The following is a 14,118-nucleotide window of genomic DNA, read 5'->3' as shown; positions in this document are numbered from 1 at the left end:
CCCAACGAAGCTGACCGTTTACAATGCCCGGCTATGAAAAACGAACTTTCGATTGCGTTCATTGGCGGCGGCAATATGGCGGCCGCCCTGGCCTCCGGTCTGGCTGGCAAAGTATGCCCCGCCGGGAACATCCATGTCATTGACATTAATGAGGATAGCCACGCTGCCTGGCAGGCCCGTGGCATGACCACGGCAGTGGCACCCGGCGAGGCCCTGGCGCGATGCCGCGTTTGGGTGTTCGCGGTCAAGCCACAGAACATGAAAGATGTTGTGGCTTCTACGCGTCAGTGGTTGCAAGACGACACCTTGGTGGTAAGCGTTGCTGCGGGAATTCGCGCGGATACGCTGGCGGCCTGGCTCGGCACGCCCGAGGCGCCGTTCAACCGTCTGGTGCGCTGCATGCCGAATACGCCGGCACTGGTGGGCGCAGGCATCACCGGTCTTGCCGCGCTGGATGGCGTGGGCGAAGCCGACCGCGAACTGGCTGCGCAATTGCTCGCCAGCGTGGGGCAGGTGGTGTGGGTGGCGGACGACGCCGCGCTGGATGGCGTGACCGCGTTGTCAGGTAGCGGCCCCGCGTACGTGTTCCTGTTCCTGGAAGCGTTGGTGTCGGGCGGCTTGAAGGTGGGTCTTACCGAAGCGCAGGCCAAACAGTTGGCGCTGGGCACGCTGGCTGGCGCCACCAAGCTTGCGGCGGAATCGGCTGAACCCTTGTCCGTGCTGCGCGAGCGCGTCACGTCCAAGGGCGGCACCACGGCCGCTGCGTTGGCCGCATTTGGCGCCGCAGGATTTAGCAGCATCGTTGAAGACGCCATGGCCGCCGCGGCCCGGCGTTCGGGCGAGCTGGCAGAGGAATTCGGGAAATGAGCAAGGCAAGCCGGGGCTTTCCCACGATGAGCCGCACGCAGTTCGGCATTGCCGTACTGTGCATGCTGCTGGTGGTGGTGGGCTCCAATATTCTGGTGCAGGTGCCGCTGAACGATTGGCTGACGTGGGGCGGACTGTCGTATCCGGTCGCCTTCCTGGTTACCGACGTGCTGAATCGCCGCTTCGGCCCGGGCGCTGCGCGCCGCGTGGTCTGGTTCGGGTTTGCGGCGGCGCTGGTCGTGTCGTTCTGGGTGGCGTCGCCGCGCATTGCGTTGGCCTCGGGTCTTGCGTATATCTGCGCGCAATTGGTCGATATCCAGGTGTTTGACCGCCTGCGCGACCAACGCTGGTGGCGCGCGCCGCTGGTGTCCGGTGTCTTGGGCGCCATTCTGGATACGGCGGTGTTCTTCAGCGTGGCCTTTGCCGCAACGGGGGCGCCGTGGACGACCTGGATGATGGGCGATCTGGCCATCAAGCTGGTGGTCAATATCAGCATGCTGGCGCCATTCCGCGCGCTGATGTGGAACCTGGCCAAGCCGGCCAACGCCTGATGGGCTGACCTCCACCCCCTTCAGCGCGACATAACAAGGCGCGTATCGCGGCGGTTCAACCCGCCGGATACGCGCCTTTTTATTAACCCGATAATCATTATTCGTAAGTCCTGCGTAAGCACTGTATTTAAATGCGTATTCGAACGCTGTATTAATGATTTTTCATATATCGGTGCAAGCACAAGTTCTTGCTGCGCGCCAGTTGTTAAATAAGGAGAATTTGCGATTTCTCCAGTGATTTCATGGGCTTGTCCTGGCTATCCGTCACGATTAAAGGTTGGATTGAAAATATTGGGGATTACACGCAGTGACAGTATGGCGGCTTGCTTCCAGAATACCGCCCACACCGTGTTTTTGCCCAAGAAGCCGGCGACGCGCGATACGGATTGCGGGGTACCCACCCGACAAACCATTTCGAACAGAGCCGCTCAAAACCTCGCTGGAGAACTCCGCATGAAGTTTCTGAATCGCCTTACCCCGGTAGCCATGGCGCTTGGGGCACTTGCCTTGGCTGGCGCCGCGCACGCCGCCGACACGATCAAGATCGGCATTCCCCAGCCCATGACCGGTCCCAACACGCAATACGGTGACCAGATCCAGGCCGGCGCCTTGACTGCCATTGAAACCATCAACGCCAAGGGCGGCGTCAAGGGCAAGAAGCTTGAGCCGATCCTGATCGACGACGGCTGCGAACCCAAGCAGGCCGTGCCGGCCGCCAACCGCGTGGTCAACTCCGGCGCCAAGTTCGCCGTGGCCCATGCGTGCTCGGGCGTGACGGTTGCCGCCGTGAAGGTCTACGAGGAAGAGGGCATCGTCGGCATCACCCCGGGCGCAACGTCGCCGCTAGTGACGGACACGATCAAGCCGCATTACTTCTTCCGCACGATCGGCCGCGACGACCAGCAAGGCCCGTATGCTGCTGCATACATCGCCAAGACGCTGAAGCCGCAAAAGGTTGCCGTGCTGCACGACAAGCAGACCTACGGTTCGGGCGTGGCCACGCAAGTCAAGGACGCGCTGGCCAAGCAGAACGTGAACGTGGCGCTGTTTGAAGGCATCAACGTTGGCGACAGCGACTACTCGGCCATCATCACCAAGCTGAAGTCGGCAGGCGTGGACCTGGTTTACTTCGGCGGCTACCACCCCGAACTCGGCCTGCTGCTGCGCCAGTCGCGTGAACAAGGCCTGAAGGTTCAGTTCATGGGTCCGGAAGGCACGGCCAACCAGGATCTGGTGGCGATTGCCGGCCCGGCCATCGACGGCCTGCTGGTCACGCTGCCGGCTGACTTCACCAAGCTGCCCGGCAACGAAAGCATCGTGAAGGCCTTCAAGGACGCCAAGCGCGACCCGGACGGCGCCTTCCAGATGCCGGCTTACGCCGCAGTGCAAATCCTGGCCGACAGCATCAACGCCGTGGGCGAAGATCCTGCCAAGGTTGCGGACTACATGCACAAAACCACCTTCAACACCGGCATTGGCAAGGTTGAATACGATGCCAAGGGCGACCTGAAGAACTTCGAATTCGCCGTTTACAAATGGGACAAGGACGGCAAGAAGACCCAGCTGTAAACTCGCGATCCCGCCGGCCGGTGCCGGCGTGTAGGGCCTGCTGTCTTCGTTGTGCCGTAATCCGCGTAGCGATGCGCCAAAAGCGCTGTGCGGCCGGCTATCGGTGACAACAGGCCCTTATAAAATACGCCCAGGTTTCCGGCTCCGGGTCTTACTACCGGGGCCGGAACCATTTGGAGCAAGAGAAATATGTCTGACCTCATACCCCAACTTACCCAGCAATTCTTCAACGGATTGTCCCTGGGCGCGATCTATGCGTTGATTGCCATCGGCTACACAATGGTCTACGGCATCATCGGTATGATCAACTTCGCCCACGGCGAAATCTATATGATCGGCGCCTATGTAGGCCTGGTCACCTTGACGTCCATCGGCACCAATAGCGGTTTGCCGGTGCCGTTCATCATTGCCGCCATGCTGCTTGTGGCCATTACCGTGACCGGTATCTACGGCTTCTCGGTTGAGCGCGTGGCGTATCGCCCCGTGCGAGGCAGCCCCCGATTGGTAGCGCTGATCTCGGCCATCGGGATGTCGATCTTCCTGCAGAATTGGGTGGCCCTGGGCCAAGGCGCGCGCGACATGGCCGTGCCTTCGCTGGTATCCGGCGCTGTGCAGTTCCACATGGGTACCGACTTCGACGTGACGGTGCCGTATTCGCGCATCATGATCATCGTGGTGACGGTGGTGCTGATGATCGGCCTGACGCTGTTCATCAAGTATTCCCGCATGGGCCGCGCCTCGCGCGCCTGCTCGCAGGACATGCACATGGCCAACCTGCTGGGCATCGACACCAACCGCGTGATCTCGTTCACGTTCGTGATGGGTGCGATTCTGGCGGCGGTGGGCGGCGTACTGATCGCCATCACCATTGGCAAGCTCAATCCCTTCATCGGCTTTTTGGCCGGCATCAAGGCCTTTACCGCGGCAGTGCTAGGCGGCATCGGCAGCATTCCTGGCGCGATGCTGGGCGGTGTGCTGCTGGGCCTGGCCGAGACCTTCGCGGCCGCCTATATCTCGTCACAGTACAAGGACATCGTGGCGTTCTCGCTGCTGGTCCTGATTCTGCTGTTCCGTCCCACCGGGCTGCTGGGCAAACCTGAGGTGGAAAAAGTCTGATGTCGAAAAACAATATCAAAAACGCCACGATGGCGGCCGTGCTGACGGCAGTCATCGTTACCCCGGTCTTTGGCCTGCAACTGATCCGTCAGGGCGCTCGCACCTCGATGGAATCGCACTGGGGTCTGGTGGCGCTTGCCGCAGCCGTGGTGTTCTTGTTCCAGATGCTGCGCCCCTGGATCGCCATTCCGTTCAAGAAGCTGAAGACGTCACTGCCGACCTTGCCGTCGGCGCCCGCCAAGAGCCACAAGGGGCTTGCGCTATTGCTGCTGGCCATCGCCGTCGTCTGGCCATTCTTCGCCGGCCGCAGCTCGGTCGACATCGCGACGCTGGTGCTGATCTACGTGATGCTGGGCCTGGGCCTGAACATCGTGGTGGGTTTCGCGGGGCTGCTGGACTTGGGCTTTGTGGGCTTTTATGCCGTGGGCGCCTACACCTACGCCTTGCTGTATCACTGGGGCGGCTGGAGCTTCTGGGAAGCGCTGCCGTTCTCGGGCGCGATGGCGGCGTTGTTCGGCTTCGTGCTGGGCTTTCCGGTGTTGCGGCTGCGCGGTGACTATCTGGCCATTGTCACGCTGGGTTTCGGTGAAATGATCCGCCTGTTGCTGATCAACCTGAACACGCTGACGGGCGGCCCCGACGGTATTTCCGGTATTCCGAAGCCCACGGTCTTCGGCCTGGAAATGACGCGCCGCGCCAGTACGGAAGGCGGCACGACCTTCCATGAATTTTTCGGCCTGACGTTCCAGAACCAGGACATGGTCATCTATCTGTACATGATGGCGTTGTTGCTGGCGCTGGTGACGTTGTTTGTCTCCACGCGCTTGATCCGCATGCCGGTCGGCCGAGCCTGGGAAGCGTTGCGCGAAGATGAAATCGCGTGCCGTTCGCTGGGGTTGAATCCCACGCGCATCAAGCTGTCCGCGTTCACGCTGGGGGCCACGTTCGCCGGTTTCGGCGGCGCGTTCTTCGCGGCCCGCCAAGGCATGGTGAACCCGGAATCCTTCACCTTCATTGAATCCGCGCTGATCCTGGCCATTGTGGTGCTGGGCGGCATGGGCTCGCAGGTGGGCGTGATTCTGGCGGCCATCCTGTTGACGGTCCTGCCCGAATTGGCGCGCGAGTTCGCCGAGTACCGGATGCTGATGTTCGGTCTGGTGATGGTGTTGATGATGATGTGGCGTCCGCAGGGGTTGTTGCCCATGAAGCGTCCCCACGTGGAGCTGTCTAAATGAGCGAGGCATTGCTGAAAGTATCCGGACTCACCATGCGGTTTGGCGGCCTGTTGGCCGTGGACAGCGTGGCGTTTGAAGTGAAGTCCGACGAGGTGTTCGCCATCATCGGCCCCAACGGCGCCGGCAAGACCACGGTGTTCAACTGCGTCGGCGGCTTTTACGCGCCGACGGCGGGCGAGATCATCATGGACGGCAAGCCGATCACCGGTTTGCCCAGCCACAAGGTGGCGCGCCACGGGCTGGTGCGCACGTTCCAGAACGTGCGCCTGTTCAAGCAGCTGACCGTGCTGGAGAACCTGCTGGTGGCGCAGCACACGCAAGTTGAATCGCGCTTGCTGCCGGGCTTGTTGAAGTTGAGGGGCTATCGGCAGTCGGAGTCGGAAGCGCTGTCGCGCGCGGCGCAATGGCTGGACTTCATGGGCCTGCGCGAATTCGCCAACCGTGAAGCGGGCAACCTGGCCTATGGCCACCAGCGCCGCCTGGAGATCGCGCGTTGCATGATCACCAAGCCGCGCCTGCTGATGCTGGACGAACCGGCCGCTGGCCTGAACCCCCAGGAAAAGCGCGATCTGCAATCCCTGATCGATCAACTGCGGCGTGAGTTCGGCGTTGCCGTGCTGCTGATCGAGCACGACATGAGCCTGATCATGGGCATTTCCGATCGTATCCTCGTCATGGAGCACGGCAAGCCCATCACGACCGGCACCCCCGATGCGGTGCGCAACGACGAGCGCGTCATCAAGGCGTACCTGGGGGAGGAATGATGCTTAAGCTGGAAAACATACACACCTATTACGGCGCCATCCAGGCGTTGAACGGCGTGTCGGTGGACGTCAACAAAGGCGAAATCGTCACGCTGATCGGCGCCAACGGCGCGGGCAAGACGACGCTGCTGATGACGGTTTGCGGCAACCCCCGCGCGCGTGAAGGCAAGATCACGTTCGAAGGCGAGGATATCACCAACAAAGACACGCACCACATCATGCGCAATGGCATCGCCATTTCGCCGGAAGGGCGCCGCGTCTTCAAGGACCTGACCGTTGCCGAAAACCTGATGATGGGCGGCTTCTTTTCAAAGCGCGCTGAAATCGAGGCGGGCATCGAACACGTCTACGGTTTGTTCCCGCGCCTGAAGGAACGCTCCGCGCAACGCGCGGGGCTGATGTCGGGCGGCGAACAGCAGATGCTGGCCATCGGCCGCGCGCTGATGACGCGGCCGCGTCTGTTGCTGCTGGATGAGCCGACGCTGGGCCTGGCCCCGCTGGTGATTGCGCAGATCTTCGACATCATCCGCGAGATCCGCGAGCAGGGCGTCACGGTGTTCCTGGTGGAGCAGAACGCAAACAAGGCGCTGGGCGTGGCCGACCGTGGGTACGTGCTTGAGAACGGCCGGGTCGTGCTGCAAGACACCGGCGCCAATCTGCTGGTCAACGACCAAGTCCGCAAGGCGTATCTGGGCGGCTAAACAGGCGGCCGGAAATCAAGCTGACGCATTCCCCGCGAAGGGAGTGGGGCGCATCGAAAGATGCGCCTTTTTTTTCGTCTATGGCGGGCGTAGCGGATTAGGCCGCGATCTGCTGCTTCGCCAAGTCCGCTTCGTAATGCGCAATCGCGGCACGCGCCAGCGCATCAATCGAGTCTGTCAGCGTCACGCCCAAGCTCGGGCGCAGCGCATGCGGCACAGCCAGCGGCAGTTCGGTGCAGCCCAGCACCACGGCGTCGGCGCCGCGCGCCTTCAGGCGGGCGATGCATTCAGCGGCCGGCTCGAAGGCTTCTTCAAGACGGTTGCCCTTGACGGCGCGGATCGAGCCCATGCAGTAGCGCTCGACTTCATCATCGTTGGGGACGATGCATTCGTAGCCTTGCGCTTCCAGGTGCTGTTGATACAGGCCCAGTTTCAGCGTTGCCGCCGTGCCCATCAGTCCGATGCGGCCACGGGGCAAGCCCAGACGGTGCAGGTCGTCAATGACGGCTTCGATGATGTGCAGCACCGGCAAGCCGGTGGACGCGGCGATCTCGTCGTACCAAAGATGCGCCGTATTGCACGGGATGGCGATCAGCTGTGCGCCCGCCTGTTCCAGAAAGCGCACGCCGCCCACCATATACGGCAGCGGATTTTCGCCGCCGGCCATATAGGCGCTGGACCGGTCAGGAATGCGGGGATCGTTGCGCAACAGGGTGGGGATGTGTTGCTGGTCAATCGCGGCGGGGGTCAGCGCCGCCAGGCGAAGGGCAAAGGCCGCGCCGGCCATGGGACCCATTCCGCCCAATACACCCAGGTAGCAGCCCTGGGAAAACGTCTTCACTTTATGAACTCCGAGGTAATGCATCACCGGGCGTCAGAACCTGGCCCGGGCGTTGCGTACTGGTTCGTTCCCCATCCCACACCGGTTTGCCATTGACCCACACCGCGTGGATGCCTTGGCTTGCCTGAACGGGAGCTGAAAAAGTGGCCACATCTGTCACCGTGGCGGGATCGAACAGCACCAGGTCAGCATGATAACCCTCGCGCAGCAGTCCGCGCTGAGCGATGCCATATTGGTCAGCCGCCAGACCCGTCATCTTGTGGATGGCGGCCTCTAGCGACAACAGTTGTTGTTCGCGCACCATCGTGCGCAGCACATTGGGGAAGGTGCCCCATTGGCGGGGGTGCGGATGCGGGTCAAAGGGCAGGCCGTCCGAGCCGACCATCGTGAGCGGATGCGCAAAGATCCGGTTCACGTCGGCGGGGTCCATCAAAAAGTAGATGGCGCCGGCGGGGGCCAGACGCGCCACGGCGGCTTCGTCATCCAGGCCCAGCTCTTGCATGACGTCGCTGAATTCGCGGCCCGTCGCTTCGGGGTAGCCTTTGGACCACGTGATCATCGTGCGGCTGGCAAGACGTGCACGGTCCAGCCGCAGCATGGTGGACGTGGCCGGGTAGGGGTGGCAGTCCAGGCAGACGGGCTGATGGGCGGCGGCGCGGGTGATCATGTCCAGCGTTTCACGCGTGCGGCCATGATTGCGCTCGCCCGCCAGCTTGTGGTGCGAGAACACCACGCGGCAATCCAGCTCGCGCCCGATCAGCAACGCCTCTTCCATGGCGGGCACGATGTGGTCGGCCTCGTCACGCAAGTGCGTGGCGAAGATGGCGCGGCGGCCGATGCTGCGGCGGTCGTTGCTGCGGCGGTCGATACCGCGGCGGTCGACACCGCGGCTGTCGGTACCGTGGCTGCCGTTGCCGATACCGCGACCGTCGATACCGCCGTGGCCAGCATCGCCCGACGGCTTCAGCGGTTGGCACACGTCGATGATTTCATCGGTGGGCGCGGCGCTGGCCGGGGGGTAGAACGTGCCGGTGGACACACCGAAGGCGCCGGCGTCCATCGCTTCTTGCAACAGCGCGCGCATGGCGGCGCGTTCGGATGCGTTAGCGGCGCGCGAGGTGTCGTCCATGACGGCGACGCGCAGCGTGGTGTGGCCCACCAACGGAATCACGTTCACCGCGGCGGGTGTTTCGCGCAGCGCGTCCATCCAGGCGCGGAAGGTGCTGAAACGGAACAACTCGGCGGGGCCGAGCAGGTCCAGCGGCTGCGGGATGTCGGCGCGTTCAAGCGGCGCCAGACTGATCCCGCAATTGCCGGTGACCACGGTGGTGATGCCTTGCGACACCTTGGGCAGCATGTCGGGATGCGCCAGCAGGTAGCCGTCATCGTGCGTGTGCGAATCGATGAAGCCCGGTGCCAACACCTGGCCCCGGCCATCAATCACGGGCACGCCTGCGGGGTGGTCGAAACTGCCCACCGCCACGATCCGTTCGCCCAGCACGGCCAGGTCGCCCTGAACGGCCGGCCCGCCCGAGCCGTCGATAAGCGTGGCGCCCGCCACGATGAAGTCTGCCTGCAAGGTGCGATCCGTCATGGGGCTGCTTAGTCCAGTTTTTCGATGCCGGCGGTTTCGATGATCTTCTTCCACTTGGCGGTTTCACGATCGATCAGCTGCTTGAATTCCGCAGGCGAGCCGGTGGCGGGTTCGGCGCCCAGCGTGGCAAGGCCCGTGCGCACTTCCGGCGCTTGCAGCGCTTTCTGGATGGCCGCGTTCAGCGTGGCAACCACATCGGGCGGCGTGCCCTTGGGGGCGACAACGCCGCCCCAGGCCACGGTTTCGTAACCCTTCAGGCCGGACTCGTCCAGCGTCGGCACGTCAGGCATCAGCGACAAACGTTTCAGGCTGCTGACGCCAATGGCGCGCACCTTGCCGCTCTTGACCAGGGGCGTGGCTTCCGACGTGTTGACGAACAGGTAGTCCAGGCGGCCGCCCAGCAAGTCCTGAATGGCAGCGGGGCCGCCGTTGTAGGGAATGAACATCACGTCGACTTTCGCCATGCTCTTGAAGAGCTCGCCGCCCATGTGGCCGGTGGTGCCGACGCCCGATGCGCCATACGACAGGCGGCCGGGTTGCTGGCGGGCGCGGTCGATCAGGTCCTGCACGCTCTTGACGGGAGAGTCGGCGGGCACGATCAGCGCGTTGTACAGGTCGAACATGTGCGCAACAGGCGTCAGGTCCTGGTCCACGTCGTAGGGCAGGCGCTTGAACAGCGAGCGGTTCACGGCCAGCGTGTTGATGTTGCCGTAGCCCACGGTGTAGCCATCGGCGGCGGCGCGCTTGACCAGCGCGATGCCGATGTTGCCAGCTGCGCCCGGACGGTTTTCGACGACCATCGTGGCGCCGGTATCCTTGGCCAGTTGCGTGGTGATCAGGCGCGACAGCACGTCGGGCGAACCGCCGGCCGCCGACGGCACCACAAAGGTGATGGGCTTGTCCGGGTAGGCGCCCGCCGCCGAGGCGGTGCCGATCAGCGCGGCGCTAACGGCCAGCGCGGAAAGCGTGCGGAAGAATGTGCGTTGCATGGTGGTATTCCCCTTGTTTTGTTGTGTTAAGGGGCGCAGATTACACCCGCCTTGCCGCGCTGCATCATCGAAAAATGTGGCACTCCTATAATCCTGCGTTATCGATGCAAGGGGAAAAAAATGGATGCGGACGCCTACGCGGACGAGGTGGCTCCAAGCGCGGGGCGGCCCTTGAACCTGCGCCAGATTGAAGTGTTCCGGGCGATCATGATGTCCGGCTCGATCAGTGGGGCGGGGCGCATGTTGCACGTCTCGCAGCCCGCCGTCAGCCGCGTGCTGGCGCTGACGGAAAGCCGCTTGGGCTATCGGCTGTTCGAACGCGTGAAGAGCCGCTTGTCGCCCACGGCGGAAGCGCGGCGGCTGTATGCGGAAGTGGAGCAGGTGTATGGCGGCATCCAGCGCGTGAATGATCTGGCGGCAAGCCTGGGGCAATCGGGCGCGGGCATGCTGAAGATTGTGGCCAGCGCCAGCTACGGGCAGCGGCTGATTCCGATGGCGCTGGAGCGCTTCCGGGGCCGCAATGCGGATGCGCGGGTCGATTACCGCAGCGTCACGTTTGACGAGCTGGCGGCGTATTTTTTGTCGGGCCAGGCGGATATCGGCATCTCGATGCAGCCGCCCGATCATCCCAACTTGACGTCGATCCGGCTGGCGCGGGTGCCGGTGGTCTGCGTGCTGCCGGTGACCCATCCGCTGGCCAGCCACGACGTGGTGCATCCCGAGGATTTCTCATCCGCCGCGTGGATCGGCTATCCGCGCGATACGCCATTGGGCCGGGCGCTGACGACGTTCTTTGGCGGCGGCCCGCTGTGCGCGGCGGCAATCGAAGTGCATTCGCCGGTGACGGCATGCTCGTTTGTGCAGCAGGGCTTGGGCCCGGCGCTGGTGGACGCGTGGTGCGTCACGCCCGATCAGGCCGCGCACATGGTGTTGCGCCCCATCGCCCCTGAGGCCAGCGTCGAGGTCTGGGCGACGCATTCCAACCTGAGCGCGCCGCCGTTGCTGGCGCGGCGGTTTTTGGCGGCAGTGAAGAAGACGCTGGAAGGGGCGGGGTGGGGGGCGTCAGACGACGTGCCCGAAGACCATTGAAGCTTGCGAGGGCGCCGGCAAAGATAGGGCCGGCGCGGTCTCGCATTGGGCTTATAACCGCATTGGGCTTAAAAGCGCATAGGGCTTAAAACGGCATAGGGCTTAAAAGCGCGTCGGGCTTACAACCCTTCCGCCTTCAACGCCGTCTGCACGGCCTTGTCGGCTTCCATGCGCTTGAAGAATGCGGCCAGGTTCTCTTGGCCCGACAGGTCCACTTCCTTGGCGTGCGCCCAGCGCAGCACCACGTACAGGTAGGCGTCGGCGATCGACGGCGCATCACCCGCCAGATACGGCTTGCCCGCCAGTTGGGCGTCCAGTTGCGAGAACAGCTTGGTCAGCAGCTTGGAGGCCGAACCGGCCAGTTCCTTCTGCGCGCCTTCGTCAGACACGAAGCGGCCGGCGCCAAAGATCATCGAGAAGGTTTTGTGGATGTCGGAATTGATGAAGCCGAGCCAGCGGCGGACTTCAGCGCGCGATCGGGCGGTGCCGTCGCCCAGCAGTTTGCTCTGCGGCGATTGTTCGGCGATGTATTCCAGGATGGCGGCGTTTTGCGTGACGGTCCAGCCGTCGTCGGTCAGCGCGGGCACGGCGCCCAGCGGATTCACTTTCAAAAATTCAGGACCCTTGAGGGCTTCACGGCTGAGCTGATGCGTCTCGTAAGGCTTGCCCACCCACTCCAGAACGATGTGGGAAGCGAGCGAGCACGCGCCGGGCATGTAGTACAGTTTCATGTGATGGAGTCTCCTGAAAGGAAGAACGGGAGGCACCCGTCCTTGGGCGTTATGGTACGCCACCGACGGTGCGTTTCGCGTCACGGACGCGTCACATGTTGCGCCATTTGTTATGCCGTCCCTGCCCGCATTCAACCCCGTTGCCGCCGGAGATGTCCATGCAGTCACGCACCGCCGCGAGCCCGCGCGCGATTCCCCTTTTTGTTTCCTCGATGCTGATTGTGGCCGGTGCGTTATATGCCGCAGCGCCTGCGCGCGCCGCGCAGGAGCCGCCGTCGGTGGCCGCGCGCGTCACGGCCGTGGTGGGCGGATTGGATCATCCTTGGGCCATGGCTTTTCTGCCGGATGGTGGCGTATTGATCACGGAGCGGCCCGGTAAGTTGCGCTTGCTGCGCACCCCGGGCGGTTTATCCAAGCCGCTGTCGGGCGTGCCCAAGGTGGCGGCGTCGGGGCAGGGCGGGCTGTTGGATGTGGCGCTGTCGCCCGACTTCGCGACGGATCGCTACGTCTATCTGTCTTACGCGGAATCGGATGGTGATAAAAGCGGCACGGTCGTTGGCCGGGGCCGCTTGTCGGACGACGCGACCGGCCTGCAAGATTTCAAGGTGCTGTTCCGCCAAGAACCCAAGCTGTCTTCCGGGCTGCATTTCGGATCGCGCCTGGTGTTCGACGGCAAGGGCTATCTGTTCATCTCGCTGGGCGAAAACAACCAGCGCCCGACGGCGCAAGATCTGGACAAGCTGCAAGGCAAGGTGGTGCGGCTGAAGGTGGATGGCACGGTGCCGGCGGACAATCCTTTCGTGGGCAAGGCAGGCGCCCGCCCCGAGATCTGGTCGTATGGGCATCGCAATCCGCAAGGCATGGCGCTGAACCCCTGGTCGGGCGAGCTGTGGGAAAACGAGCACGGCCCGCGCGGCGGCGATGAGATCAATCTGATCCAGCCCGGCAAGAACTATGGCTGGCCGCTGGCCACCTATGGCATCAACTATTCCGGCCAGCCTATTCCTGAAGCCAAAGGCGAAACCGCGCCTGGCACCGAGCAGCCGCTGTTCTGGTGGGCGAAGTCGCCTGCCATCAGCGGCATGGCTTTCTATAACGCGGATCGTTTTCCCGCCTGGCAGAAATCGGTGTTCATTGGCGCGTTGGCCAATCAGAACCTGATCCGCCTGACGCTGGAGGGCAACCGTGTGGTGGGGCAGGAGTGGTTGCTGGTGGACCGCAAGAGCCGGATACGCGACGTGCGGCAAGGGCCGGACGGGTATGTGTATGTATTGACCGACGCATCGCCTGGACAATTGCTGCGGGTGGCGCCGGCCGAATCAGGGGGGTAAGCGATGAAGACCTATGAGCTGATCGGATCTCTGGGCTGCGGTTCGGCCATCGTTGAAATGGCGTTGGTGCTGGCCAATGTGCCGCACAAGCTGACGGACGTGCCGTATTTGAAGCCCGGCCCTGAGCGCGACCGCTTGTTGCATCTGAATCCGCTGGGGCAAGTGCCCACGCTGATTACGCCGGATGGCGAAGTTATGACTGAAAGCGCCGCGATGATTCTGCATCTGCATGACGTGGCCCCGCAGGCAGGCTTGGCGCCCGCAGCGGACAAGCCCGAGCGCGCGCATTTCTTGAACCTGCTGTTGCGGCTGGTGGGGGCTATCTACCCGACGTTCACGTATGGCGACAACCCTCCGCAATGGACAACGGAAGGTGCGGCCGCCGAGTTATTGCGCGAGCGCGTGCATTCCCGGCGGGCAGAGTTGTGGCAGGAATTGGAACGGCAAGCGGGCACGCCGCACATGCTGGGAAAGCGTTTTTCGGCGTTGGACCTGTATGTGACGGTGATGACGCACTGGCGCCCCGGCCAGGCGTGGTTTACCGCGGAATGCCCGGCCTTGACGGCGGTGGCGCGCGAAGCCGCGTTGGAGCCGAACGTGGCGCGGGTACTGCGACGGAATTTTCCGCCGCCTACTGAATAGCGGCGACGAATTGCGGCAACCAATGGCAGCAACCCGTAGCAGCAACCCGTAGCAGCAATCCGTAGCAGCATCCCGTAGCGGCAACGAATCGCGTCCGC

The 14,118-nt window shown here is 63.3% G+C and carries 14 protein-coding genes; 10 read left to right on the top strand and 4 right to left on the bottom strand.

Annotated features, from left to right (window positions below):
* The first annotated feature begins 33 nt into the window (after window positions 1-33).
* The 7 genes from proC to HV765_RS04770 all read left to right on the top strand — a co-directional run bounded on the left by proC (window position 34) and on the right by HV765_RS04770 (window position 6,803).
* The gene (gene proC / locus HV765_RS04800) at window positions 34-867 is read left to right on the top strand and encodes a pyrroline-5-carboxylate reductase (protein WP_175168981.1); all 834 of its coding nucleotides are present in this window, start codon (window positions 34-36) and stop codon (window positions 865-867) included.
* Entirely contained in the window at window positions 864-1,418 is a 555-nt protein-coding gene (locus HV765_RS04795; RefSeq protein WP_054421978.1) for a queuosine precursor transporter, read from the top strand. The genes proC and HV765_RS04795 overlap by 4 nt, the downstream gene beginning before the upstream one ends.
* Window positions 1,419-1,871: 453 nt before the next feature.
* Entirely contained in the window at window positions 1,872-2,987 is a 1,116-nt protein-coding gene (locus tag HV765_RS04790; protein WP_054421980.1) for a high-affinity branched-chain amino acid ABC transporter substrate-binding protein, read from the top strand.
* Window positions 2,988-3,176: 189 nt separating this feature from the next.
* Complete coding sequence (gene livH, locus HV765_RS04785) at window positions 3,177-4,103, top strand: high-affinity branched-chain amino acid ABC transporter permease LivH (protein WP_006219631.1); 927 nt, start codon at window positions 3,177-3,179, stop codon at window positions 4,101-4,103.
* On the top strand, window positions 4,103-5,338 hold the full coding sequence (locus HV765_RS04780; RefSeq protein WP_175168980.1) for a high-affinity branched-chain amino acid ABC transporter permease LivM: 1,236 nt from the start codon (window positions 4,103-4,105) through the stop codon (window positions 5,336-5,338). Before livH ends, HV765_RS04780 begins: the two co-directional genes overlap by 1 nt.
* On the top strand, window positions 5,335-6,102 hold the full coding sequence (gene livG, locus HV765_RS04775) for a high-affinity branched-chain amino acid ABC transporter ATP-binding protein LivG (RefSeq protein WP_054421985.1): 768 nt from the start codon (window positions 5,335-5,337) through the stop codon (window positions 6,100-6,102). The genes HV765_RS04780 and livG overlap by 4 nt, the downstream gene beginning before the upstream one ends.
* Window positions 6,102-6,803 carry an ABC transporter ATP-binding protein gene (locus HV765_RS04770; protein ID WP_054421987.1) on the top strand — a complete coding sequence of 234 codons (702 nt, stop codon included), beginning with the start codon at window positions 6,102-6,104 and terminating at the stop codon, window positions 6,801-6,803. Before livG ends, HV765_RS04770 begins: the two co-directional genes overlap by 1 nt.
* A gap of 97 nt (window positions 6,804-6,900) precedes the next feature.
* On the opposite strand, the gene cuyB is transcribed toward HV765_RS04770, so the two are convergent.
* Genes cuyB through HV765_RS04755 form a run of 3 tightly spaced genes read right to left on the bottom strand, consistent with a single transcriptional unit; the run spans window position 6,901 to window position 10,227 of the window.
* Window positions 6,901-7,644 (bottom strand): cysteate racemase, encoded by a 744-nt coding sequence (cuyB, locus tag HV765_RS04765; RefSeq protein ID WP_175168979.1) that lies wholly within the window; start codon window positions 7,642-7,644, stop codon window positions 6,901-6,903.
* Window position 7,645: 1 nt separating this feature from the next.
* Entirely contained in the window at window positions 7,646-9,238 is a 1,593-nt protein-coding gene (locus HV765_RS04760) for an N-acyl-D-amino-acid deacylase family protein (RefSeq protein WP_254600447.1), read from the bottom strand.
* Window positions 9,239-9,246: 8 nt separating this feature from the next.
* Entirely contained in the window at window positions 9,247-10,227 is a 981-nt protein-coding gene (locus HV765_RS04755; RefSeq protein ID WP_175168978.1) for a Bug family tripartite tricarboxylate transporter substrate binding protein, read from the bottom strand.
* Window positions 10,228-10,347: 120 nt separating this feature from the next.
* On the opposite strand from HV765_RS04755, the gene HV765_RS04750 reads away from it, so the two are divergent.
* Window positions 10,348-11,316, top strand: a complete 969-nt coding sequence (locus HV765_RS04750; RefSeq protein ID WP_054421997.1) for a LysR family transcriptional regulator — start codon at window positions 10,348-10,350, stop codon at window positions 11,314-11,316.
* A gap of 119 nt (window positions 11,317-11,435) precedes the next feature.
* On the opposite strand, the gene HV765_RS04745 is transcribed toward HV765_RS04750, so the two are convergent.
* Entirely contained in the window at window positions 11,436-12,047 is a 612-nt protein-coding gene (locus tag HV765_RS04745; protein WP_054422003.1) for a glutathione S-transferase family protein, read from the bottom strand.
* Between the two features lie 212 nt (window positions 12,048-12,259).
* Here HV765_RS04745 and HV765_RS04740 point away from each other — a divergent pair, with 212 nt between their 5' ends.
* Window positions 12,260-13,378, top strand: a complete 1,119-nt coding sequence (locus tag HV765_RS04740; protein ID WP_175169513.1) for a PQQ-dependent sugar dehydrogenase — start codon at window positions 12,260-12,262, stop codon at window positions 13,376-13,378.
* A gap of 3 nt (window positions 13,379-13,381) precedes the next feature.
* Window positions 13,382-14,020, top strand: a complete 639-nt coding sequence (locus HV765_RS04735; protein WP_054422006.1) for a glutathione S-transferase family protein — start codon at window positions 13,382-13,384, stop codon at window positions 14,018-14,020.
* Window positions 14,021-14,118 lie beyond the last annotated feature (98 nt).

Origin of the sequence: Achromobacter kerstersii, from assembly GCF_902859595.1 — a bacterium.
GTDB classification, from domain to species: domain Bacteria; phylum Pseudomonadota; class Gammaproteobacteria; order Burkholderiales; family Burkholderiaceae_B; genus Achromobacter; species Achromobacter kerstersii.
This window is presented reverse-complemented; position numbering and strand designations above follow the sequence as displayed.

What these genes read in the sequence shown, in the direction of transcription:
- proC (WP_175168981.1), top strand. Translation starts at nt 34, where the DNA reads ATGAAAAACGAACTTTCGATTGCGTTCATTGGCGGCGGCAATATGGCG.
- HV765_RS04795 (WP_054421978.1), top strand. Translation starts at nt 864, where the DNA reads ATGAGCAAGGCAAGCCGGGGCTTTCCCACGATGAGCCGCACGCAGTTC.
- HV765_RS04790 (WP_054421980.1), top strand. Translation starts at nt 1,872, where the DNA reads ATGAAGTTTCTGAATCGCCTTACCCCGGTAGCCATGGCGCTTGGGGCA.
- livH (WP_006219631.1), top strand. Translation starts at nt 3,177, where the DNA reads ATGTCTGACCTCATACCCCAACTTACCCAGCAATTCTTCAACGGATTG.
- HV765_RS04780 (WP_175168980.1), top strand. Translation starts at nt 4,103, where the DNA reads ATGTCGAAAAACAATATCAAAAACGCCACGATGGCGGCCGTGCTGACG.
- livG (WP_054421985.1), top strand. Translation starts at nt 5,335, where the DNA reads ATGAGCGAGGCATTGCTGAAAGTATCCGGACTCACCATGCGGTTTGGC.
- HV765_RS04770 (WP_054421987.1), top strand. Translation starts at nt 6,102, where the DNA reads ATGCTTAAGCTGGAAAACATACACACCTATTACGGCGCCATCCAGGCG.
- HV765_RS04760 (WP_254600447.1), bottom strand. Translation starts at nt 9,238, where the DNA reads ATGACGGATCGCACCTTGCAGGCAGACTTCATCGTGGCGGGCGCCACG.
- HV765_RS04755 (WP_175168978.1), bottom strand. Translation starts at nt 10,227, where the DNA reads ATGCAACGCACATTCTTCCGCACGCTTTCCGCGCTGGCCGTTAGCGCC.
- HV765_RS04750 (WP_054421997.1), top strand. Translation starts at nt 10,348, where the DNA reads ATGGATGCGGACGCCTACGCGGACGAGGTGGCTCCAAGCGCGGGGCGG.
- HV765_RS04745 (WP_054422003.1), bottom strand. Translation starts at nt 12,047, where the DNA reads ATGAAACTGTACTACATGCCCGGCGCGTGCTCGCTCGCTTCCCACATC.
- HV765_RS04740 (WP_175169513.1), top strand. Translation starts at nt 12,260, where the DNA reads ATGCTGATTGTGGCCGGTGCGTTATATGCCGCAGCGCCTGCGCGCGCC.
- HV765_RS04735 (WP_054422006.1), top strand. Translation starts at nt 13,382, where the DNA reads ATGAAGACCTATGAGCTGATCGGATCTCTGGGCTGCGGTTCGGCCATC.